At 30.3% G+C, this 18233-nt stretch carries 16 protein-coding genes; 11 read left to right on the forward strand and 5 right to left on the reverse strand.

Going from position 1 to position 18233, the window contains the following annotated elements:
- Positions 1 to 24 precede the first annotated feature (24 nt).
- Genes glmS through DS884_RS08035 form a run of 3 tightly spaced genes read right to left on the reverse strand, consistent with a single transcriptional unit; the run spans position 25 to position 4406 of the window.
- Positions 25 to 1881 (reverse strand): glutamine--fructose-6-phosphate transaminase (isomerizing), encoded by a 1857-nt coding sequence (glmS, locus tag DS884_RS08025; RefSeq protein ID WP_113786400.1) that lies wholly within the window; start codon positions 1879 to 1881, stop codon positions 25 to 27.
- Positions 1882 to 1890: 9 nt separating this feature from the next.
- Positions 1891 to 3585 carry a DUF4270 family protein gene (locus DS884_RS08030; protein WP_113786401.1) on the reverse strand — a complete coding sequence of 565 codons (1695 nt, stop codon included), beginning with the start codon at positions 3583 to 3585 and terminating at the stop codon, positions 1891 to 1893.
- A gap of 2 nt (positions 3586 to 3587) precedes the next feature.
- On the reverse strand, positions 3588 to 4406 hold the full coding sequence (locus DS884_RS08035) for a glycogen/starch synthase (protein WP_113786402.1): 819 nt from the start codon (positions 4404 to 4406) through the stop codon (positions 3588 to 3590).
- 96 nt (positions 4407 to 4502) lie between these two features.
- Here DS884_RS08035 and panC point away from each other — a divergent pair, with 96 nt between their 5' ends.
- Genes panC through radA form a run of 4 tightly spaced genes read left to right on the forward strand, consistent with a single transcriptional unit; the run spans position 4503 to position 8093 of the window.
- On the forward strand, positions 4503 to 5348 hold the full coding sequence (panC, locus tag DS884_RS08040) for a pantoate--beta-alanine ligase (protein WP_113786403.1): 846 nt from the start codon (positions 4503 to 4505) through the stop codon (positions 5346 to 5348).
- A 50-nt stretch (positions 5349 to 5398) separates the two neighbouring features.
- Positions 5399 to 5749 carry an aspartate 1-decarboxylase gene (panD, locus tag DS884_RS08045; RefSeq protein ID WP_028888691.1) on the forward strand — a complete coding sequence of 117 codons (351 nt, stop codon included), beginning with the start codon at positions 5399 to 5401 and terminating at the stop codon, positions 5747 to 5749.
- Positions 5750 to 5793: 44 nt separating this feature from the next.
- A complete protein-coding gene (locus DS884_RS08050) occupies positions 5794 to 6696 on the forward strand; it encodes a lysylphosphatidylglycerol synthase transmembrane domain-containing protein (protein WP_233487128.1) in 903 nt (300 codons plus the stop codon).
- Positions 6697 to 6731: 35 nt separating this feature from the next.
- Positions 6732 to 8093, forward strand: coding sequence for a DNA repair protein RadA (gene radA, locus DS884_RS08055; RefSeq protein WP_093869383.1), 1362 nt, complete (start codon positions 6732 to 6734; stop codon positions 8091 to 8093).
- 10 nt (positions 8094 to 8103) lie between these two features.
- Here the strand turns inward: radA and DS884_RS08060 are convergent, their stop codons facing one another.
- Both DS884_RS08060 and DS884_RS08065 read right to left on the reverse strand, forming a co-directional pair.
- Complete coding sequence (locus DS884_RS08060; RefSeq protein ID WP_093869382.1) at positions 8104 to 9879, reverse strand: chloride channel protein; 1776 nt, start codon at positions 9877 to 9879, stop codon at positions 8104 to 8106.
- Positions 9880 to 9886: 7 nt separating this feature from the next.
- Complete coding sequence (locus DS884_RS08065; RefSeq protein WP_093869381.1) at positions 9887 to 10600, reverse strand: DUF6503 family protein; 714 nt, start codon at positions 10598 to 10600, stop codon at positions 9887 to 9889.
- Between the two features lie 102 nt (positions 10601 to 10702).
- On the opposite strand from DS884_RS08065, the gene DS884_RS08070 reads away from it, so the two are divergent.
- From DS884_RS08070 to DS884_RS08100, 7 genes are all read left to right on the forward strand, one after another.
- Complete coding sequence (locus DS884_RS08070) at positions 10703 to 11206, forward strand: hypothetical protein (RefSeq protein WP_113786405.1); 504 nt, start codon at positions 10703 to 10705, stop codon at positions 11204 to 11206.
- A gap of 65 nt (positions 11207 to 11271) precedes the next feature.
- Positions 11272 to 11943 (forward strand): hypothetical protein, encoded by a 672-nt coding sequence (locus tag DS884_RS08075; RefSeq protein WP_093869379.1) that lies wholly within the window; start codon positions 11272 to 11274, stop codon positions 11941 to 11943.
- 1 nt (position 11944) lies between these two features.
- Positions 11945 to 12952, forward strand: coding sequence for a PspA/IM30 family protein (locus DS884_RS08080; protein ID WP_093869378.1), 1008 nt, complete (start codon positions 11945 to 11947; stop codon positions 12950 to 12952).
- A 21-nt stretch (positions 12953 to 12973) separates the two neighbouring features.
- Entirely contained in the window at positions 12974 to 14521 is a 1548-nt protein-coding gene (locus DS884_RS08085; RefSeq protein ID WP_113786406.1) for a phosphate ABC transporter substrate-binding/OmpA family protein, read from the forward strand.
- Positions 14521 to 15492: an ABC transporter permease gene (locus tag DS884_RS08090; protein ID WP_113786407.1), complete on the forward strand. Its 972-nt coding sequence runs from the start codon at positions 14521 to 14523 to the stop codon at positions 15490 to 15492. Before DS884_RS08085 ends, DS884_RS08090 begins: the two co-directional genes overlap by 1 nt.
- 2 nt (positions 15493 to 15494) lie before the next feature.
- Positions 15495 to 16304, forward strand: a complete 810-nt coding sequence (locus DS884_RS08095; RefSeq protein WP_113786408.1) for an ABC transporter ATP-binding protein — start codon at positions 15495 to 15497, stop codon at positions 16302 to 16304.
- Positions 16305 to 16328: 24 nt separating this feature from the next.
- Positions 16329 to 18227, forward strand: coding sequence for an AAA family ATPase (locus tag DS884_RS08100; protein ID WP_113786409.1), 1899 nt, complete (start codon positions 16329 to 16331; stop codon positions 18225 to 18227).
- Positions 18228 to 18233 lie beyond the last annotated feature (6 nt).

Below are 18233 nucleotides of genomic sequence, written 5' to 3' on the forward strand. Positions count from 1 at the left end.
AATTATTTTTTTAATGAAAGTGAACTACTCTACAGTAACCGACTTTGCTAAATTTCTAGGTTGATCTACATTCTTATCTAACATTACTGCTATGTGATAAGACAGTAATTGAAATGGAATAGTGGTTAGTAAAGGAGTAAATGCTTCTTCAGTATCTGGAATCTCGATAACATGATCAGCAATCTCTTTAACTGTTACATCACCTTCAGTGACAATAGCTACAATTTTACCGCTTCTAGATTTTATTTCTTGAATATTACTAACTACTTTTTCGTAGTGTCCTTTACTTGTTGCTATAACAAAAACAGGCATATTTTCATCAATTAAAGCAATAGGTCCATGTTTCATCTCAGCAGCAGGGTAACCTTCAGCATGAATGTAAGAAATCTCTTTTAACTTTAAAGCACCTTCTAAAGCAACAGGGAAATTAAACCCTCTACCTAGGTATAAACAGTTTTTAGCATCTTTATATACAGACGCAATTTCTTTGACAACAGGATCAATTTCTAAAAGTTTTTCAACTTGAGATGGGATTTGTTGTAGTGTTTGTAAGTAATTGTTAACAGCAGAAGTAGATAATGTTCCTTTTGCTTTTGCTAATTTTAATGAAATTAAAGAAAGCACAGTGATTTGAGTAGTGAATGCTTTTGTTGAAGCAACACCTATTTCTGGCCCTGCGTGTGTATACGCACCAGCATGAGTTTCTCTAGCAATTGATGAACCTACAACATTACATACACCAAAAACAAAAGCACCTTTTGCTTTTGCTAATTTTATAGCGGCTAAAGTGTCAGCAGTTTCTCCTGATTGTGAAATTGCAATAACCACATCTTTTGGAGTAATTATAGGGTTTCTGTATCTAAATTCTGAAGCATATTCAACTTCTACAGGTATTCTAGCCATATCTTCAAAAAGATATTCACCTACTAATCCAGCATGCCATGAAGTACCACAAGCTATAATAATAATTCTATCAGCGTTTAAGAACTTAGAAATATTATCATCAATACCAGCCATACGAATTACACCTTCATTCGCTAACATTCTACCTCTATAAGTATCTGTTATTGCTTTTGGTTGCTCGTAAATTTCTTTAAGCATGAAGTGGTCATAGCCACCTTTTTCTATTTGCTCTAAGTTTAATTGAAGTTCTTGTATATCGGTATCAACTTCTTTATCGTTGTCAATTTTACGAACTTTAATACCTTTATCTTTTTTGATAATAGCTAATTCACCATCTTCTAGGTAAATAGCGTTTTTGGTGTATTCAATAAATGGAGAAGCATCAGAAGCAACAAAAAACTCTTCATTATCTTTCCCAACACCAATCGCTATTGGGCTTCCTAGTCTTGCAACAATTAATTCGTTTGGTTTTGTTTTATCGAAAACAGCAATAGCATAAGCTCCAATAACACTTGTTAATGCTACTTGAACCGCTTTTCCTAATTTACAACCTTCATTTTTTTTAACTTCTTCAATTAAGTTAACTAAAACTTCAGTATCAGTATCGCTTTGAAAGCTATATCCACGAGAGATTAATTCTTTTTTAATAGTATCATAGTTTTCAATAATACCATTATGAACGATAACTAAATTTCCAGATTGAGAAAAATGAGGGTGAGAATTTGTATTATTAGGAACTCCGTGAGTTGCCCAACGAGTGTGTCCAATTCCTATTTTTCCTTCTTTTTTAGAGTCATCATTATTGGTAATTACTTCTAAGTCTGAAACTTTACCTTTGGTTTTTGATAAATGCATTTTCTCTCCATCATACATCATAATTCCAGCACTATCATACCCTCTGTATTCTAGTCTTTTTAAACCATTAATTACTATCGGATAAGCATCTCTATAGCCTATGTAACCTGTTATACCACACATATCAATTCTTTATTTTTTTTCTGAATATGAAATTTTTAAAACTGCTCTTTTTGTTCCGTTAGCAGCTTCGTTTTCATCTAAAATGGTAACCCCTCTAGGGTTCCAATTGTAAGACTCAACATTAAGATCTATCGCTCTATTTTTAAGAGAAGCATCAGTGGGGTTGTTGTAAACTTTTAAAACAAGAGGTGCGAAATCAGTAGAAGTTTTGTCAAATAAACTAGCTACATAATCGGTAATTCTAAAAGTGTATCTTTCTGGTTTATCATCAGATAAAATTAAGTTACCACCATAGGTGTTAGACTCTTTATATGTATCTGAAATTTGTGTTGGAGTTATGCCTCCACTTCCATTATCTTTATTAAGATAAAGGTGTAGTTTTTGAGGTAAAATATTTTTATCAGTATTAACAGTTTGGTTTATATAAAAAGATAAAACAGCATCGTTAACTAATAAGCCATATTGATCATTAGCAAGGTCTTTAATGTTTGATAATTCTTCTAAATCTAAATAACCATCACCATTATTGTCTTTTGCTTCATGTTTCAAAATTGTATTGTTAGGGTCATTAAGTTTTAATTTACCTAAATTAACGCCTAAAACTTTAACATTAGCCATAGAACCAGTAGTTCCTTGAATAACAAAATTATTAGAAGGAATGCTATTAGTTGCAGCAGACATTTTGTATTTAGAATTACGAACACCAGCTAAAGGAAAAGAAAATTTGGTTGGAACAGTGTCTTTGTATACAGAATTTGTTATTCCTTCTTTCTTTTCAAAACGAGTAATTGTGTAATAAAATTCTAAACTTGCTGACTCACTAGTTCCTAATAAACTTAATGGAACCATTGACCCGTTACTACCTTCTACTTTTGCATAGATGCCTCTAAAGTATTCGTTTAAAGCTTGTGATGAAGAAAACTCACTATCGTTAAATTTGTCCCAAAAAAGTTCTTTCATTCTGTTCATTTTTAAAGGAACTGTTATGAAAGGAGCTTTGTTACTTAATTTTATAGTGTCTTTAAATGTAACACCAGTACTAGTAGATCGTGTAAATACATACATAGTATCTCTAGTATTTGGTTTAAAACTAAAATTAGGGTCTTCATTTAGGACTTCATCTTCTATATAGGTATGATTAGATAAAAAAGAATTGTTTTTTGACGGGTTTGTTGGATCAAATGTATTTAAAAATGTACCATTTTTGATAATTTTTAAGCTTGTAGCTATAGTTGGATCTCCAAGAACAGAATCTAAATGAAATTTAGGCTTTCCGTCACTTTCTTTCCCTTTACTTGTAGCTCTATATGGTAACTTTAATATTACTTTGTCTAAAATAAAAACTGAATCTATATCACCATCTTTTGCTACAGGATTAGTATCTAGTGTTTTAAGGTCGGTTACAAAACCTAACTGACTAATGAATGATGATTCTACAGTTTTATAATCTTTACTGTTATAAACCCCTAGCCAATACTCAGAAACAGCTGTATTAATGTTGTCTGCTCTAATAGCAGATGGATTACCATTTGAATCAACTTCTAAATCTACTGGAGTAATTTCTAACTCCAGGTCAATTTGATTTGTATTAAATTTTGTGTTTTTAACAATACCAGTACCAATATCATTAAGATCTTTTTCGCACGAGATAATAGAAGCTAAACAAAGTAAGCTTACACCTAAAATACCAATTTTTCTAACCATTCTTATTCGCTTAATTCTAAAACGTTTTCTTTATAAAATTCTAAATATGCTTCTGTTAAATTTTCTTCAGATTGAAATTCTAAAACTTTTGTATCATTGTTTCCAATAAAGTCTTCAATTTCACTAGGTAATGTTTCACTACCTTTTACTATTGCATCTGAATTTTCAATAGCACTTTTTAGTATGTTAATATGGTTAGGTGTTTCAAATACGGTTGTTTTGTCTTTATTAATTTTGTCAAAACAAACTTTTTTTGCAAGTTCGTTATTTAGTTCACCTTTAAAACCATTATTATAAAGCGAAGTTACAATCTTACTTTCAGTAAATAATGGTTCTTCTTTATAAAATTCTCTTAAATATAATGGTAGTAAGGAAGCCATCCATCCATGAACATGAATAATGTCTGGTGCCCAATTTAATTTTTTTACAGTTTCAATAACGCCTTTGGCGAAAAAGATCATACGCTCATCATTATCATTGAATAATTGATCATCTTCATCAGAGTAAACGGCTTTACGCTTGAAGTATTCATCATTATCAATAAAGTAAACTTGCATTCGTTCTTTAGGAATAGAAGCCACTTTTATAATTAATGGCATATCCATGTCGTTAATGATTAAGTTCATACCAGATAAACGAATAACTTCATGTAATTGATGTCTTCGTTCATTGATTACCCCAAAACGAGGCATAAAAATACGTGTTTGAACCCCCTTAGAATGTGCTTGTTTTGCAACGTTAAATGCAGTTGACGATAATTCTGTTTCTGGTAAATATGGTATCACCTCAGATGAAACATATAATATTCTCTTATCCTTCATTAAATCGAACTCTTTGTATGAGGATGCAAAAATACGAATTTTTATGCTAAAATGATGTTAAATTGCTAATTTTGCATGCATTTCAATGAATAGGCAATGAATATATTTAACACAAAATTAGAATTAAAAGCGTTTTTAGCTGAACAAAAAGAAAGGGCTAAGTCAATTGGATTTGTGCCTACAATGGGTGCTTTACACCAAGGACATTTATCACTTGTTAAAAGAGCGAAAGAAAAAAACGACATAGCTGTGGTAAGTATTTTTGTAAATCCAACTCAGTTTGATAGCAATGAAGATTTAAAAAAATACCCACAAACATTAGAGAACGACAAGGAATTACTTGAGAGTGTAGCCTGTGATGTTTTATTTGTGCCTTCAGTGGAAGAGATTTATGATAACAATATAAGCTCTGAGAAATTCAATTTTGACGGTTTGGAACATGAAATGGAAGGTAAATTTCGAGAAGGTCATTTTGACGGTGTGGGAACCATAGTAAAAGCTCTTCTTGAAATAGTAATGCCAAATACAGCTTATTTTGGAAAAAAAGATTTTCAACAACTACAAATAGTTAAAAAACTTGCAGAAAAATATGATCTTCCTGTAAAGATAAAAGGAAGACCTATTTATAGAGAAGATGATGGTTTAGCCATGAGTTCTAGAAACGCAAGGTTAACTAAAGAACATCGAGAAATAGCTCCCTTTATATACAAGACTTTAAAGAAAGCAAAGAAAAAATTTGGAGCAAAAAATATTGAAGAGTTAACAAAGTGGGTGAAAAAGCAATTTAAAAAAGAGCCTTTATTAGAGTTAGAATATTTCGCTATTGCTGACGAAAATACGTTGCAAACTCCGAAAAATATCGAAGCGAAAAAGAAATACAGAGCGTTTATAGCTGTTTTTGCTGGAGATATTCGTTTGATTGATAATGTTGGACTAAAATAAATTCATTAGAAAACAAATCGTTAATCATTAAAAACAACTATTTTTGTAGTATGTTAGTACAAGTAGTAAAATCTAAAATCCACCGTGTAAAAGTTACAGGTGCTGATTTAAATTATATAGGAAGCATAACCATTGATGAAGATTTAATGGATGCTGCAGGTATTATAGAAGGAGAACGTGTTCAGATTGTTAATAATAATAATGGTGAACGTTTGGAAACTTATGCAATACCAGGGCCAAGAAAAAGTGGTGAAATTACTCTAAATGGTGCAGCTGCAAGAAAAGTTGCTAAAGGAGATGTGTTAATTTTAATTGTGTATGGTTTTTTAGAGTTAGAAGAAGCTAAAAAATTCAAACCACAATTAGTTTTTCCAAATGAAGAAACTAATTTACTTAATTAGAAGTGGGTTTAAAAAAGATATTAAAAGTTATAATACCTCTCATTTTGGGAGGTTTTTTAGTTTGGTATTCATTATCTAAAGTATCTATAGATACTTTATTGGAGTATTTTAAAAGTGCAAATTATTGGTGGATAGCTTTAGGGTTGTTTTTTGGAATACTAAGCCATTTATCTAGAGCGTATAGGTGGAAGTTTTTGCTAGAGCCAATGGGGTATAAACCTGATTTTGGTAATAGTACCATGGCGGTTTTGGTTGCTTATTTAGTGAATTACGCAGTGCCAAGAGCAGGAGAAGTTTCTAGAGCTGCAGTGATGGCAAACTATGAAAAAATACCATTTGAGAAAGGTTTTGGAACTATTGTAGCTGAGAGGATAGCTGATCTAATAATGATGTTATTAATTATTTGCATTACTTTGTTTGTTCAGTTTGATTTTATTTATGAATTACTCACAAAGAATTTTTCACCAGTAAAAATTGTAATACTACTTAGTGTTTTAATAATAGGTTTTCTAATTTTTTCACAGTTTGTTAAAAAAGCAAATTCAGGAATTGGTTTAAAAATCAAGAATTTTGTTACTGGTTTGGTTGAAGGGGCTACTAGTATTTTTAAAATGAAAAATAAGTGGGCATTTATTTTTCATACTGTTTTTATTTGGGCAATGTATGTGGCTATGTTTTGGGCTACGATTCCTGCAATAGAAAGTTTAAATGTTCCGTTTGGAGCTATACTGATTGGTTTTATAGCAGGAGGATTTAGTATTGCTGCTACCAATGGAGGTGTAGGTTTATATCCTATAGCTGTAGCAGGTGCTTTTGCTTTATTTGGTATTCCTGAAGAGCCAGCAAATGCTTTTGGTTGGATTATGTGGACTGCTCAAACTGCTATGATTATTGTTTTTGGTGGATTGGCATTTTTACTATTGCCGATTTATAATAAAAACAAATAGTTTTCTTTTCTTTGTAGGTAAATCTTACAACTAGAATGGCCAAAACCAAAACTACTTTTTTCTGTCAAAATTGTGGAACCCAACATGCTCAATGGGTGGGACAATGCAATACTTGTAAACAATGGAATACAATTGTAGAAGAAGTACTGCAAAAAGAAGAGAAAAGAAGTTGGAAGACAACTGATAACACTCAAAGAAGGGTGTCAAAGCCATTACGAGTTGAAGAAATACAGTTGAATCCTGAAGAGCGCTTTGGTACTAAAAATAAAGAGCTAGATACAGTTTTAGGTGGTGGATTGGTAAAAGGTGCAGTTGTGTTATTAGGAGGTGAACCAGGAATTGGTAAATCTACTTTGTTATTACAAATTGCGTTACAAATCCCACAGAAAGTTTTGTATGTATCTGGTGAAGAAAGTCAATCGCAAATAAAAATGCGAGCAGAACGATTAGATATGAAAAACTCTAACTGTTTAATTCTTACAGAAACCAAAACTCAACAGATTTTTAAAAATATCGAAGAAGTACAACCCGATGTTTTGGTAATAGATTCTATTCAAACATTACATACAAATTCTATTGAAGCTTCTCCAGGAAGTATTTCACAAATACGAGAAACATCAGCAGAGTTAATTAAATTTGCTAAAGAAACTGCTACTCCAGTTTTATTGATTGGTCATATAAATAAAGAAGGGCATATAGCTGGGCCAAAGATTCTTGAACATATGGTAGATGTGGTATTGCAATTTGAAGGTGATAGGAATCATACTTATAGGATTTTACGTTCGCAAAAAAACCGTTTCGGGTCTACAGCTGAATTAGGAATTTATGAAATGTTATCTACTGGGTTGAGAGAAGTTTCAAATCCTTCAGAAATATTAATTTCAAAAAAAGATGCTGATTTAAGTGGAACAGCAATAGCTTCTACATTAGAAGGTGTTCGTCCACTTATGATAGAAATTCAAGCATTGGTGAGTACGGCTGTTTATGGAACGCCACAACGTTCTACAACAGGATATAATTTAAAGCGCTTAAATATGATTTTGGCAGTATTAGAAAAACGAGCTGGCTTTAAATTGGGAGCTAAAGATGTGTTTTTAAATATAACTGGTGGAATTCAAGTAGATGACCCGGCAATTGATTTGGCAGTAGTTGCGGCAATTTTATCATCAAATCAAGATTTAGCTATTAATCCGAACGTTTGTTTTGCGGCTGAAGTTGGTTTGGCTGGAGAAATTAGACCAGTATCTAAAATTGATCAACGTATTATAGAGGCAGAAAAATTAGGATATAAAACTTTTGTTGCTTCAAAATATAATAAAATCACTTTAAAAAATCATAATATTAAGCTTGTTTTAGTAGGGAAGATTGAAGAGGCTTTTGCAACATTGTTTGCTTAGTTATTTTCTATTAAACAGTAAGTTCAATTAATTTAGTTCTGTACGCAGATAGTAGTTTAGATTTAGAAATAAAACCAATATATTTTTTGTTTTTGATAACGGGTAAATTCCATGCGCCGCTTTCTTTAAATTTCTGCATTACTTTTTCAATACTATCATCATGAAAAATAATAGCTGGAGCACTTTTCATAAGTACTTGAATTGTTAGCGTGTCATACATTTCTTGTTCAAACATTAACGGACGAATATCGTCTAATAAAACAATACCTAAAAAACGATGTTCATTGTCTAAAACAGGAAAAATGTTTCTTGATGATTTTGCAACGGCTTCTTTTAGCATTTTCCCTAGTGTCATTTCTGGGTGAATTATTTTAAAATTTTTTTCAATTAATTTATCAATACGCATCATCATCATCACATTCTTATCTTTATTATGCGTAATAAGTTCCCCTCTTTTTGCTAGTTCTATTGTGTATATTGAGTTTGAAACGAAGTATTTTGTTAAGGCGAAAGATATAGCAACTACAAGCATTAAAGGGACAAAAAGATCGTAACCACCAGTAATTTCTGCAATTAAAAAAATAGCAGTTAAAGGAGCATGTAGTACGCCTGCCATTAGGCCGCTCATTCCAATTAATGTAAAGTTACTTTCAGAAACTTGACCACCTAACTCATTTATAATTTTAGCAAATACATTACCTAGTGCACTCCCCATTACTAAGGTAGGTATAAAAATTCCTCCTACTCCACCAGCAGCAAAAGTAGTGGTCATTGCAATAGCTTTAAAGACTGTTATTAAAAGTAAAAAAAGAACAACTATCCAAACGTTGTTAAAATCAATCTCATAAGGAAGGTCGTTAAGTGCTTCTTGAGCATTGTGTTCTAATAAGCTATTAATTATATTATAACCTTCACCGTACAAAGGTGGTATTAAATATAACATAAAACCAATAGCAAAAGCACCAATAATCAATTTGTGAAAATCACTTTTGAAGTGGTTAAAAAAACGAGTGATTTTAAAATAAATTTTAGAAAAATATACAGATGCGATACCAGTTCCTAAGCCTAATAAAATGTAGAAAAATAGATCGTTAATTAAAAAGTCGTCTTGAAGTTTAAAACCGAGTAAAACATCTTTTCCTAAGAAAAAATAAGAAACAATAACTCCAGAAACTGAAGCTAATAAAAGAGGGATGAGAGATGCAAAAGCTAAATCTAAACTAAAAATTTCAACAGCAAAAATAATAGCAGCAACTGGGGCTTTAAACATAGATGATACTGCTCCAGCTGTTGCACATCCAATTAGTAACATTCTAGTTTTGGTGTTCATATGAAACAGCTGTGCTATTCCAGATCCTAGCGCTGCTCCAGTGCTTACAGAAGGGCCTTGCAAACCAACAGATCCACCGAAGCCAACAGTTATTGGTGCTGTAATAAGTGAAGCGTATATTTTATATTGTTCAATAATTCCGCTACGTTTGGAAATAGCATGCAAAGTTGTTGAGATACCATGACCAATTTCCTTTTTAATAATTTTATTTTTAATATAGTAAACTAAGAATAATCCTATAATTGGAAAGATAAAATACAAAGAATAATGAATATCTTTTATAAACTTTCCTTCTAAAATATATTGGAAAAAGTAGGTTAAGTTTTTTAGAATTAGTGTGCCAATTCCAGCCAAAAAACCAACTAAAATACTTAAAACATAAATAAACTGACGTTCAGAAATGTTTTTGTACCTCCAAATAAGTATTTTTTTAAATAACGTTTTAGTATTAGGCATAGTTAATTTAAATCGAGTTGCTTTTTTCTAAAATATCACTTCCTAAATACTTGTTGTTTTTATTGTAATACCAAGCTCTATTTTTAGGCATTTTAATATCGTTAATAATCTCTTCTTCTGACAATAATATATACTCACCACTATCTTTAGTGTTTTTAAAAAACTGATAAACTTCCATGGAATACGTTGTAGGATTAAAATAGAAATACCAAGTATCTTTGCCAACGTCTTTTTCATAAGTAACCTTTAAAACGATATAGTCTTGTCCTTTAAAATTTTTTCGCGTTGTTTTATTGTGAATTATAGTTCCTTTATCTTTTAGTTTCATAGGAAGACCATATAAGTAGGTGTAATAATTTTTATAAAGATTAGCTCGTTTACAGCTTAGATTGTGTTCTTTTTTTGTTTTTTCTGAGAGGTTGATTTTCTTGTTAAATTCGATTTTACAAATACCTTTGTTGATAGAATACTCTGTAGTATTTTTATTTTTAAAAGCTTTTAAATAAAAATAATCAGACGGTAGGTCAATTGTAATTTCACTATTTCGAATTGGAGAATTAGGAGTAACCATATTCACCCATAATGTGCCCTTAAATGTTTTCCATTTATTATTTGGATCATGATATTGAATAGATTTCTCTAGTAATTCGAGTCCAGTTAATTCTTGGGAGAAAGATAAAATTGATAAAAGTAAAGCAAGAAGTGTGATTGCGTTTTTCATAGATTAAAAGTAACAAATATTCCCTAATTTTTTTATAAGTATATTGCTGAATCATTTTTTTTAACCTTAATAGAGCTATAAAACACAAGTAAATTACTTCAAATGACTGTACAAGATATTATAAACTTACTTAGTAATAAATCTAATATAATTATTAATTACTACGTTACATTACTTATTATTTCTTTATGTGGATTGCTGTTTGTTAAGGCACAGGATTTTAAAGCTCCGATCAATTATTTATACACAATTTTAATATATGCAGCTGTAATACCAGGATTGTTATCGATAATTTTAGTGGTTTATAATTTTTTCTTCTTAGGCCAAAACTTGATAACTCTTCAAGTGGTAACTTATTATTTGCCAATTATAGCTATGATTGTATTGTTATTAATCATAAAAAAAACAATCCCGTTACAACGAATACCTGGTTTTAGTAGATTGTCAGGGTTATTTATTATGATTTTCATAGCATTTATTGTTACCTATTTTATTCAACGAATTTTTATAGGTATCTTTTTTATTGGGAGCTTTATACACTTGATAGGTATTTTTATAGTGCTTCTTATTGTGTTAAAAATAGGTTGGAGTAGGTTTGTTAAGTAATAACAATGCCTTTGTATACCTTATAATTCGTTATTTTTTTTAAATTTGTTAAAATTTGATTATTTATGCTAAAAAATTTAAAATCACTATTTATAGTAGATGATTCATCAGATGAAAAGAAAGAGCCTGAAAATAAAGAAGGAAAAGAGACTGTTGTAAAAAAGACAGAACAACCTGCAAAAAATAAAACTACTGTAAATGTACCTCCTACAAGTAAGGGAGCCGTTGATAATGCTATTATTGATAAGTTACTACAAGCTATAGAGAAAAATAATTTAGAAGGATTTGACTATTTGGAGTTTAAAAAAGCATTAAAGGCTTTAGAAAAAATCCCAATGGATGAAGCAACAAAATACAGATCAACTTATGCAACTGCATCAACAATGGGAGTTACATTAAGTAAGTTAATCGATTCAACAAAACATTATATTAGTGTTTTAGATAATGAAAACAACTCTTTTACAAAAGCTTTTGAAGGACAGTTAACCACTAAGGTTGGAGACAAAGAAAAAGAGATTGTTCAATTTGATGCTATAATTAAAGAAAAATCACAAAAAATAAAACAACTTACTGAAGAAATAACAAAACATCAGGCACAAATTTCTGAATTAAGAAAGGTTGTTGATGAGAGTAAAGCGAAAATAGATAAGACTAAAAATGATTTTAAGCTTTCTTATCACCATCTAAGAACACAATTAGAGCAAGATGTAGAAAAAATGAAACAATATTTAAAGTAATATGGAAAATTTAAAACCAAAATCTTTTTGGGAAAGACCTGAAGGAAAAACAGGAATGTTATTTACAGGTTTATTAGGAGCAGGAGCTTTATACGGGTTGTATAAAGTACTTCCATATTTAATAACTATTGTTGAAAATACTTTGTATTTAGGAGTTTTATTAGCTGTTTTGGGAGCTGTTATTTACATGATCTTAGATCCTAAAATGAGAAACTTGATTTTCTATATGTATAAATCATTTATGCGTTGGATAACTGGTATATTTATTCAGATTGATCCAATTGGTATTTTAAAAAGTTATGTAGACGATTTAAAAAGCAATTTGAAAAAAATGAATAAACAAATTGCTGTTTTAAAAGGACAGATGAGACGTTTACAACAAATTATTAACGAAAATAAGAAAAGTATAAATAGTAATTTAAAACTTGCAAACGCAGCTAAGCAGAAAGACAAGAAAGGAATAATGATTTTGAAGTCTAGAAAAGCAGGTCGTTTAAAAGAATCTAATTTACGATTGGATGAACTCTATAGAAAATTAGAAATTTTATATAGAGTATTAACCAAAATGTATGAAAATTCTGAAATTTTAGTAGAAGATATTGAAGATCAGGTAACTGTTAAGGAACAAGAAAGAAAAGCAATACGAGCAAGCCATTCAGCTATGAAATCAGCTATGGATATTATTGCTGGAAATTCTGATAAAAAAGAAATGTTCGATAGAGCTTTGGAAGCAATTGCAGATGATGTAAGTATGAAAATTGGTGAAATGGAGCGTTTTATGGAAATGTCAAATAATTTCATGGATTCTATTGATTTACAGAACGGTATTTTTGAAGAAGAAGGACTGGAATTATTAGAAAAATGGGAAAAAGAAGGAGTTTCTTTAATATTAGGAAACCAAAAAGATATATTGGTAAATGATAGTCATAGTGTAGATTTAGATGCACCAATATTAAAAAATAATAGAGGAAATCAAGATAATCAATATTCAGATTTATTCAACTTTTAACAACAAATCAAATTATAAATTATGGCAGGAAAAAGACTAACTCCATTTTCAAAAATACTTATTGTTTTAGCAATAATTGGAGGGGTGTATTACCTATTAAATAAATTACGTGACCCTAAAGTAAAGCAAAAAATAAATGAAGTTACTTCAACATCTAGTTCTAAATCAAAAGATGGATACAAAGATGTTATTAATGTAGGTGTAGTAACTTGGGGTGGTTATGCAGGTGGACAATATTTTAATGAAGGATTTGAAGCAAATACGAACTCTAGATTTTACAAGGACTATGGCTTTAAAGTAAACTTTAAGGTAATTGATGATTTTGATGCTTCAAGAGATGCATTTAAAAATGGAGATATTGATTTAATGTGGGCAACAATTGATGCTTTTCCTACTGAAGTTGAAGGATTATCACAATACCAACCACAAGTAGTTTTTCAAGCAGACTGGAGTCGTGGTGGTGATGCAATTGTTGCAAGAAGAGGAATTAGTAAGGTTAGTGATTTAAAAGGTAAGAAAATTGCAGTAGCACCTATGACGCCTTCTCATTCGTTTTTAATTTGGTTATTAGAAGCTGGAGATATTAAAACAAGTCAGGTGAAAATTGTAGAGGTACCAAGTGCTATTGATGCTGCAGACGCTTTTAAAAGTGGAACAGTTGATGCAGCAGTAGTTTGGAGTCCAGATGATGCTGATTGTGTTAGTAAAGTTGCTGGAGCACGTGTGTTAGAAAGTACTAAAAATGCAACACATATTATTGCTGATGTATTTGTTTCTAAGAAAAATTTTATTGAAAAAAATAAAGAACAACTTCGTGATTTATATGAAGGTTGGATGATTGGAGCTTCTGAACTTAATAATTCAGATGCGAATAAAAGAAAAGCAGCGAAAATTTTAGCTGAAGGTTTATCACAACCTGAAGATTTTTGTTATGATGCAATTAATAATGTGCGTTTAGCAACTCATGGAGATAATGAAAACTTTTTTGGTATGAATCAAAATTATAATGGTGTTACTGGAGAAGATTTATACAACAAAATGAAAGTGAAGTATAATAACTTAGGATATAATACTTCAGGAGCAAAAAGCTGGAGGTTGTTATCTACAAGAGATTTAGTGTCTAAAACAAAATCATTAACAGGAGCCAATCATACTTCTGAAAAACAAAAAGAGTTTACTGCGGCAAGTGAAACCGTAGCTAAAAAAGAATCACTTTCTTCTAAAAAAGTAAGTATCACTTTTAGAACTGGAGAATATCAGTTAAGTGATAATGCAAAGCAATTAATAGATGTTCAATTTACCCCAATTGCAAGAGCGTTTGCCAATGCTCGTATTAGAATTGAAGGGAATACTGATAATGTAGGAGGAAGGTCTTCTAATATTGCGCTTTCTAAAAGAAGAGCTAATTCTGTTGCTCAGTATTTAATAAGTGAGCATAACATGCCTAAAAACAGATTTATTATTGTTGGTAACGGACCTGATAAGCCTATTGCTGGATGTGAAAGGAATCAAAACGCAAATTGTAAGGCAAAGAATAGAAGAACGGACTTTGAATTAGTAGTAGACTAATGAGTACTGATTTTAAAAAATTATTTGAGTTACGTGGAGAACTAGACTCAAAACAAAAAATTACGCTTACCATTTTGGGAAGCGTAATTCTTGTTTTAATATGGTTCTTAATGGCAGAAGTTTTATCAAATTCTGTTATCACACAAAATGGATCCATAAACGTTTCAACGTTAAAGCAAGAAAATAAACTGTATTATGAAAATGATTCTATATTAGTTGCTAGTTATGATAAATTAGAACTTTTAAATAAAGAAGAATTAGAGCAATATGGATTGATAAAAAATAAGGTATACCCATTGTTACCTTCTCCTATAAAAGTAATTAAAGCATTTCCTGAATTAAATAGAGATGATGATGTAATTGGAAATACATTCTTTTCTATAAAATTAAATATTTTTGGTTATTTATTAGCAATAGTTGTAGCTATTCCTATTGGTTTTTTATTAGGGTTAGTACCTTTGTTTAGAGGCTTATTTAGTAAAATTATAGACTCGTATCGTTTTATTCCATTAACAGCTGTAACCGGTATTTTTATTATGTGGTTAGGTTTAGGAAGTCAGATGAAAGTGTCGTTTTTAGCCTTTGGTATAGTTGTATATTTAATTCCGGTAGTTGTTCAACGAATAGATGAGGTTCAAAAAGTATATTTAAATACGGTGTTTACTTTAGGAGCTTCGCCTTGGCAAACAATAAAAACGGTTTACATTCCTTATGTACTTTCTAAATTAATTGATGATATTAGAGTGTTAACGGCTATTTCTTGGACCTACATTACTATTGTTGAAATGTTAAATAAAGGTGGTGGAATTGGTGAGTTAATATGGACAGCGAAAAGACAAAGTAGAATAGATAAAGCTTTTGCTATTCTAATAATTATTGTAGTTATTGGAGTATTACAAGATAAGATTTTTGTAATGATTGATAAAGTATTATTTCCGTTTAAGCATGTAAATAAAGGTAACAAACATTAGCTATGGCATTAGAATTTATAGATAATCCTACTACAGGAAATATTATTGAGTTACGCAACATACATCAATCGTATAATAATGGAAAAACTCAAATAATTGAAAATTTAGATTTATTAATTGAAGACAAACCCATGCAGGGGCAATTTGGTGTAATTTTAGGAATGTCAGGTTGTGGAAAATCTACATTGCTTAGGTATATAGCCGGTTTGCAAGAGCCTACTTCTGGTTCTGTATTAGTAAAAGGAAAACCTGTAAGTAAAGAAAATAGGGTAAGTATGGTGTTTCAACAATACTCTTCTTTACCATGGATGACGGTGCTAGACAATGTGGGTTTAGGATTGCAGTTTCAAGGAGTTTCTAAAAAAGAAAGAGATGAACGTGCAATGGAAATGATTCAACTAGTAGGTTTAGATGGGCATCAAAAAAAGTATGCTCAGTATCCAAACTTATCTGGCGGACAATTACAACGTGTAGCAATTGCTAGAAGTTTAATGTCGAATCCAGAAATTTTACTAATGGATGAACCTTTTGGGGCATTAGATGTGAAAACACGTTTACAAATGCAAGATTTATTAATTGGTATTTGGGAGAAATTTAGTCCAACTATTTTGTTTGTAACACATGATATTCAAGAAGCAGTGTATTTAGCAGATGATATTTATATAATGAAGCATGCGCCTTCAAATTTTGTAAAACATATAAATGTTGATCTACCTTTTAATAGAACTAGAGAAACGAAAAGATTAGCACATTTTGATGAGTTAGTACATCAGGTTGAAGATGCTATGATGCAAATTGATGCAGGAAATTAGAAAAACAAATAATTGGTAAATGCTATGTACAATACAAAACACTATAAAATAGTTGATCGTTTTTTTTTACAATTAAATGAAATTGTTCAACCGTTTTTTTTTAAAGGAAAAACAGTAAATCCAATTAAAATAGTAAGTTTATCGAATGTTTTTTCTTCATTAAAATTAAAAGAAGAAGATTTATTGTTGTTATACTCTACAAAAAAAGATCAAAGTCAGCTAGATTTTATTGTAACATCAAAAAAAATACATACTAAAAACTTGGTGTTGCCATTAACAATAAACTCTTTAGATCATACTGCATTTAGTTTTTTTCCTAAAGAGCATATAGCCTATTTAAAAAAGTTAATAGAAAATCTTCATTTACAACAAAAAGAAGAAAAAAAGAATTTAGAGTATTTTACAAATAAGTTTAAAGATTTTGTAAATCAAAAAGAGAATGGAGATAAAGATTATGCAATTGAGCATGATTTTTTAGAAATCTTAAAAGAAGAAGGAGAGAAAATTCAGGAATTAGCTGAAGATTTAAATAGAAATAAACATTTTTCTAATGTAATCAATACCATTGTAAATAAAACAGATGATGCTATAGAGTTTAAAGCTGAACATGTAATTTTACAAGACATTATAAAAGTATATAATAAAACATATGGATTACATGATGCTACCAATGAGGAAGCAACCTTAAAAGTGAAATTCTTACTAGCTTTTCTGTTTGAAAAACTTCAGGGAAATGATATTATTAGTAGTTTAACAATTGAACGAATTAATAAATTTGTAACGTCTAATAGTTTTGATAAAAATATTGAGATTATTCAAAAAGCTTCATTGTTTGATTTAGGAGAAGCATATAAAAATGAGTTTCTATTACCTTCAATATTAAAGAAACTAGATAATAAGCACTTTACAAATACAGGAGCCTTTTTATACCGTATAGCAACATTAATTTCAAAAGCTGATGGAACTATTTCTGAAGAAGAAGAAAAAGCATTGAAAGAAATTAATAATAGCGTATCACACCCTAAGCAAAAATTACAAGGAGTAACACAAACTGAAGTAGATGAAAATGAAACGTTGCAAGATGTATTAGATGAATTGAATGAATTGATAGGGTTAGATACTATTAAAACTGCTGTTCAAGAATTAGCAAACTTTTTAAAAGTACAAAAGTTACGAGAGAAAGAAGGATTAAAATCAGTAAATAATTCATTGCACTCTGTTTTTATGGGGCCTCCAGGAACTGGGAAAACTACAGTTGCTCGTTTGGTTTCTAAAATATATAAACACCTTGAATATCTTGATAAAGGGCATTTAATAGAAACGGATAGAAGTGGTATGGTTGCTGGGTATGTTGGTCAAACTGCTTTGAAGGTTGAAGAGATTGTGAATACCTCTTTAAACGGTGTGTTATTTATTGATGAAGCGTATGCATTATCAAAAGATAATAAACAAGATTTTGGGAATGAAGCTATAGAGGTGTTATTAAAAAAGATGGAAGATCACCGAAAAGAGTTGGTGGTAATTGTTGCAGGATACCCAGATGAAATGAAAAATTTCATTACATCAAATCCTGGGCTACAATCGCGTTTTAATAGATACTTTACGTTTGATCATTACAAGCCAAGTGAGTTAATTGGTATTTTTGAGTTGTTCTGTAGAAAGAATGATTTTGTATTAACAGAGGATGCGAAAGAGAAATTGCATTTTATTTTTGATAAGTTTTACGAAAAGAAAGATAAAAATTTTGGAAATGCACGTGTGGCAAGAAATTTATTCGAAAAAATAATAGAATACCAAGCTAATAGAATAGTAAGTATTGCTCCAATAACAGTTGAGATTTTAAAAACAATTGCTGAAGAAGATATTCCGCCGGTAAATAAAACAGTAGAAGAGTATTTACAATTTCAAGAAGAGGAAAATTAGAGGAGA

The sequence above is a fragment of the Tenacibaculum sp. E3R01 genome (assembly GCF_003318185.1).
GTDB classification, from domain to species: domain Bacteria; phylum Bacteroidota; class Bacteroidia; order Flavobacteriales; family Flavobacteriaceae; genus Polaribacter; species Polaribacter halocynthiae.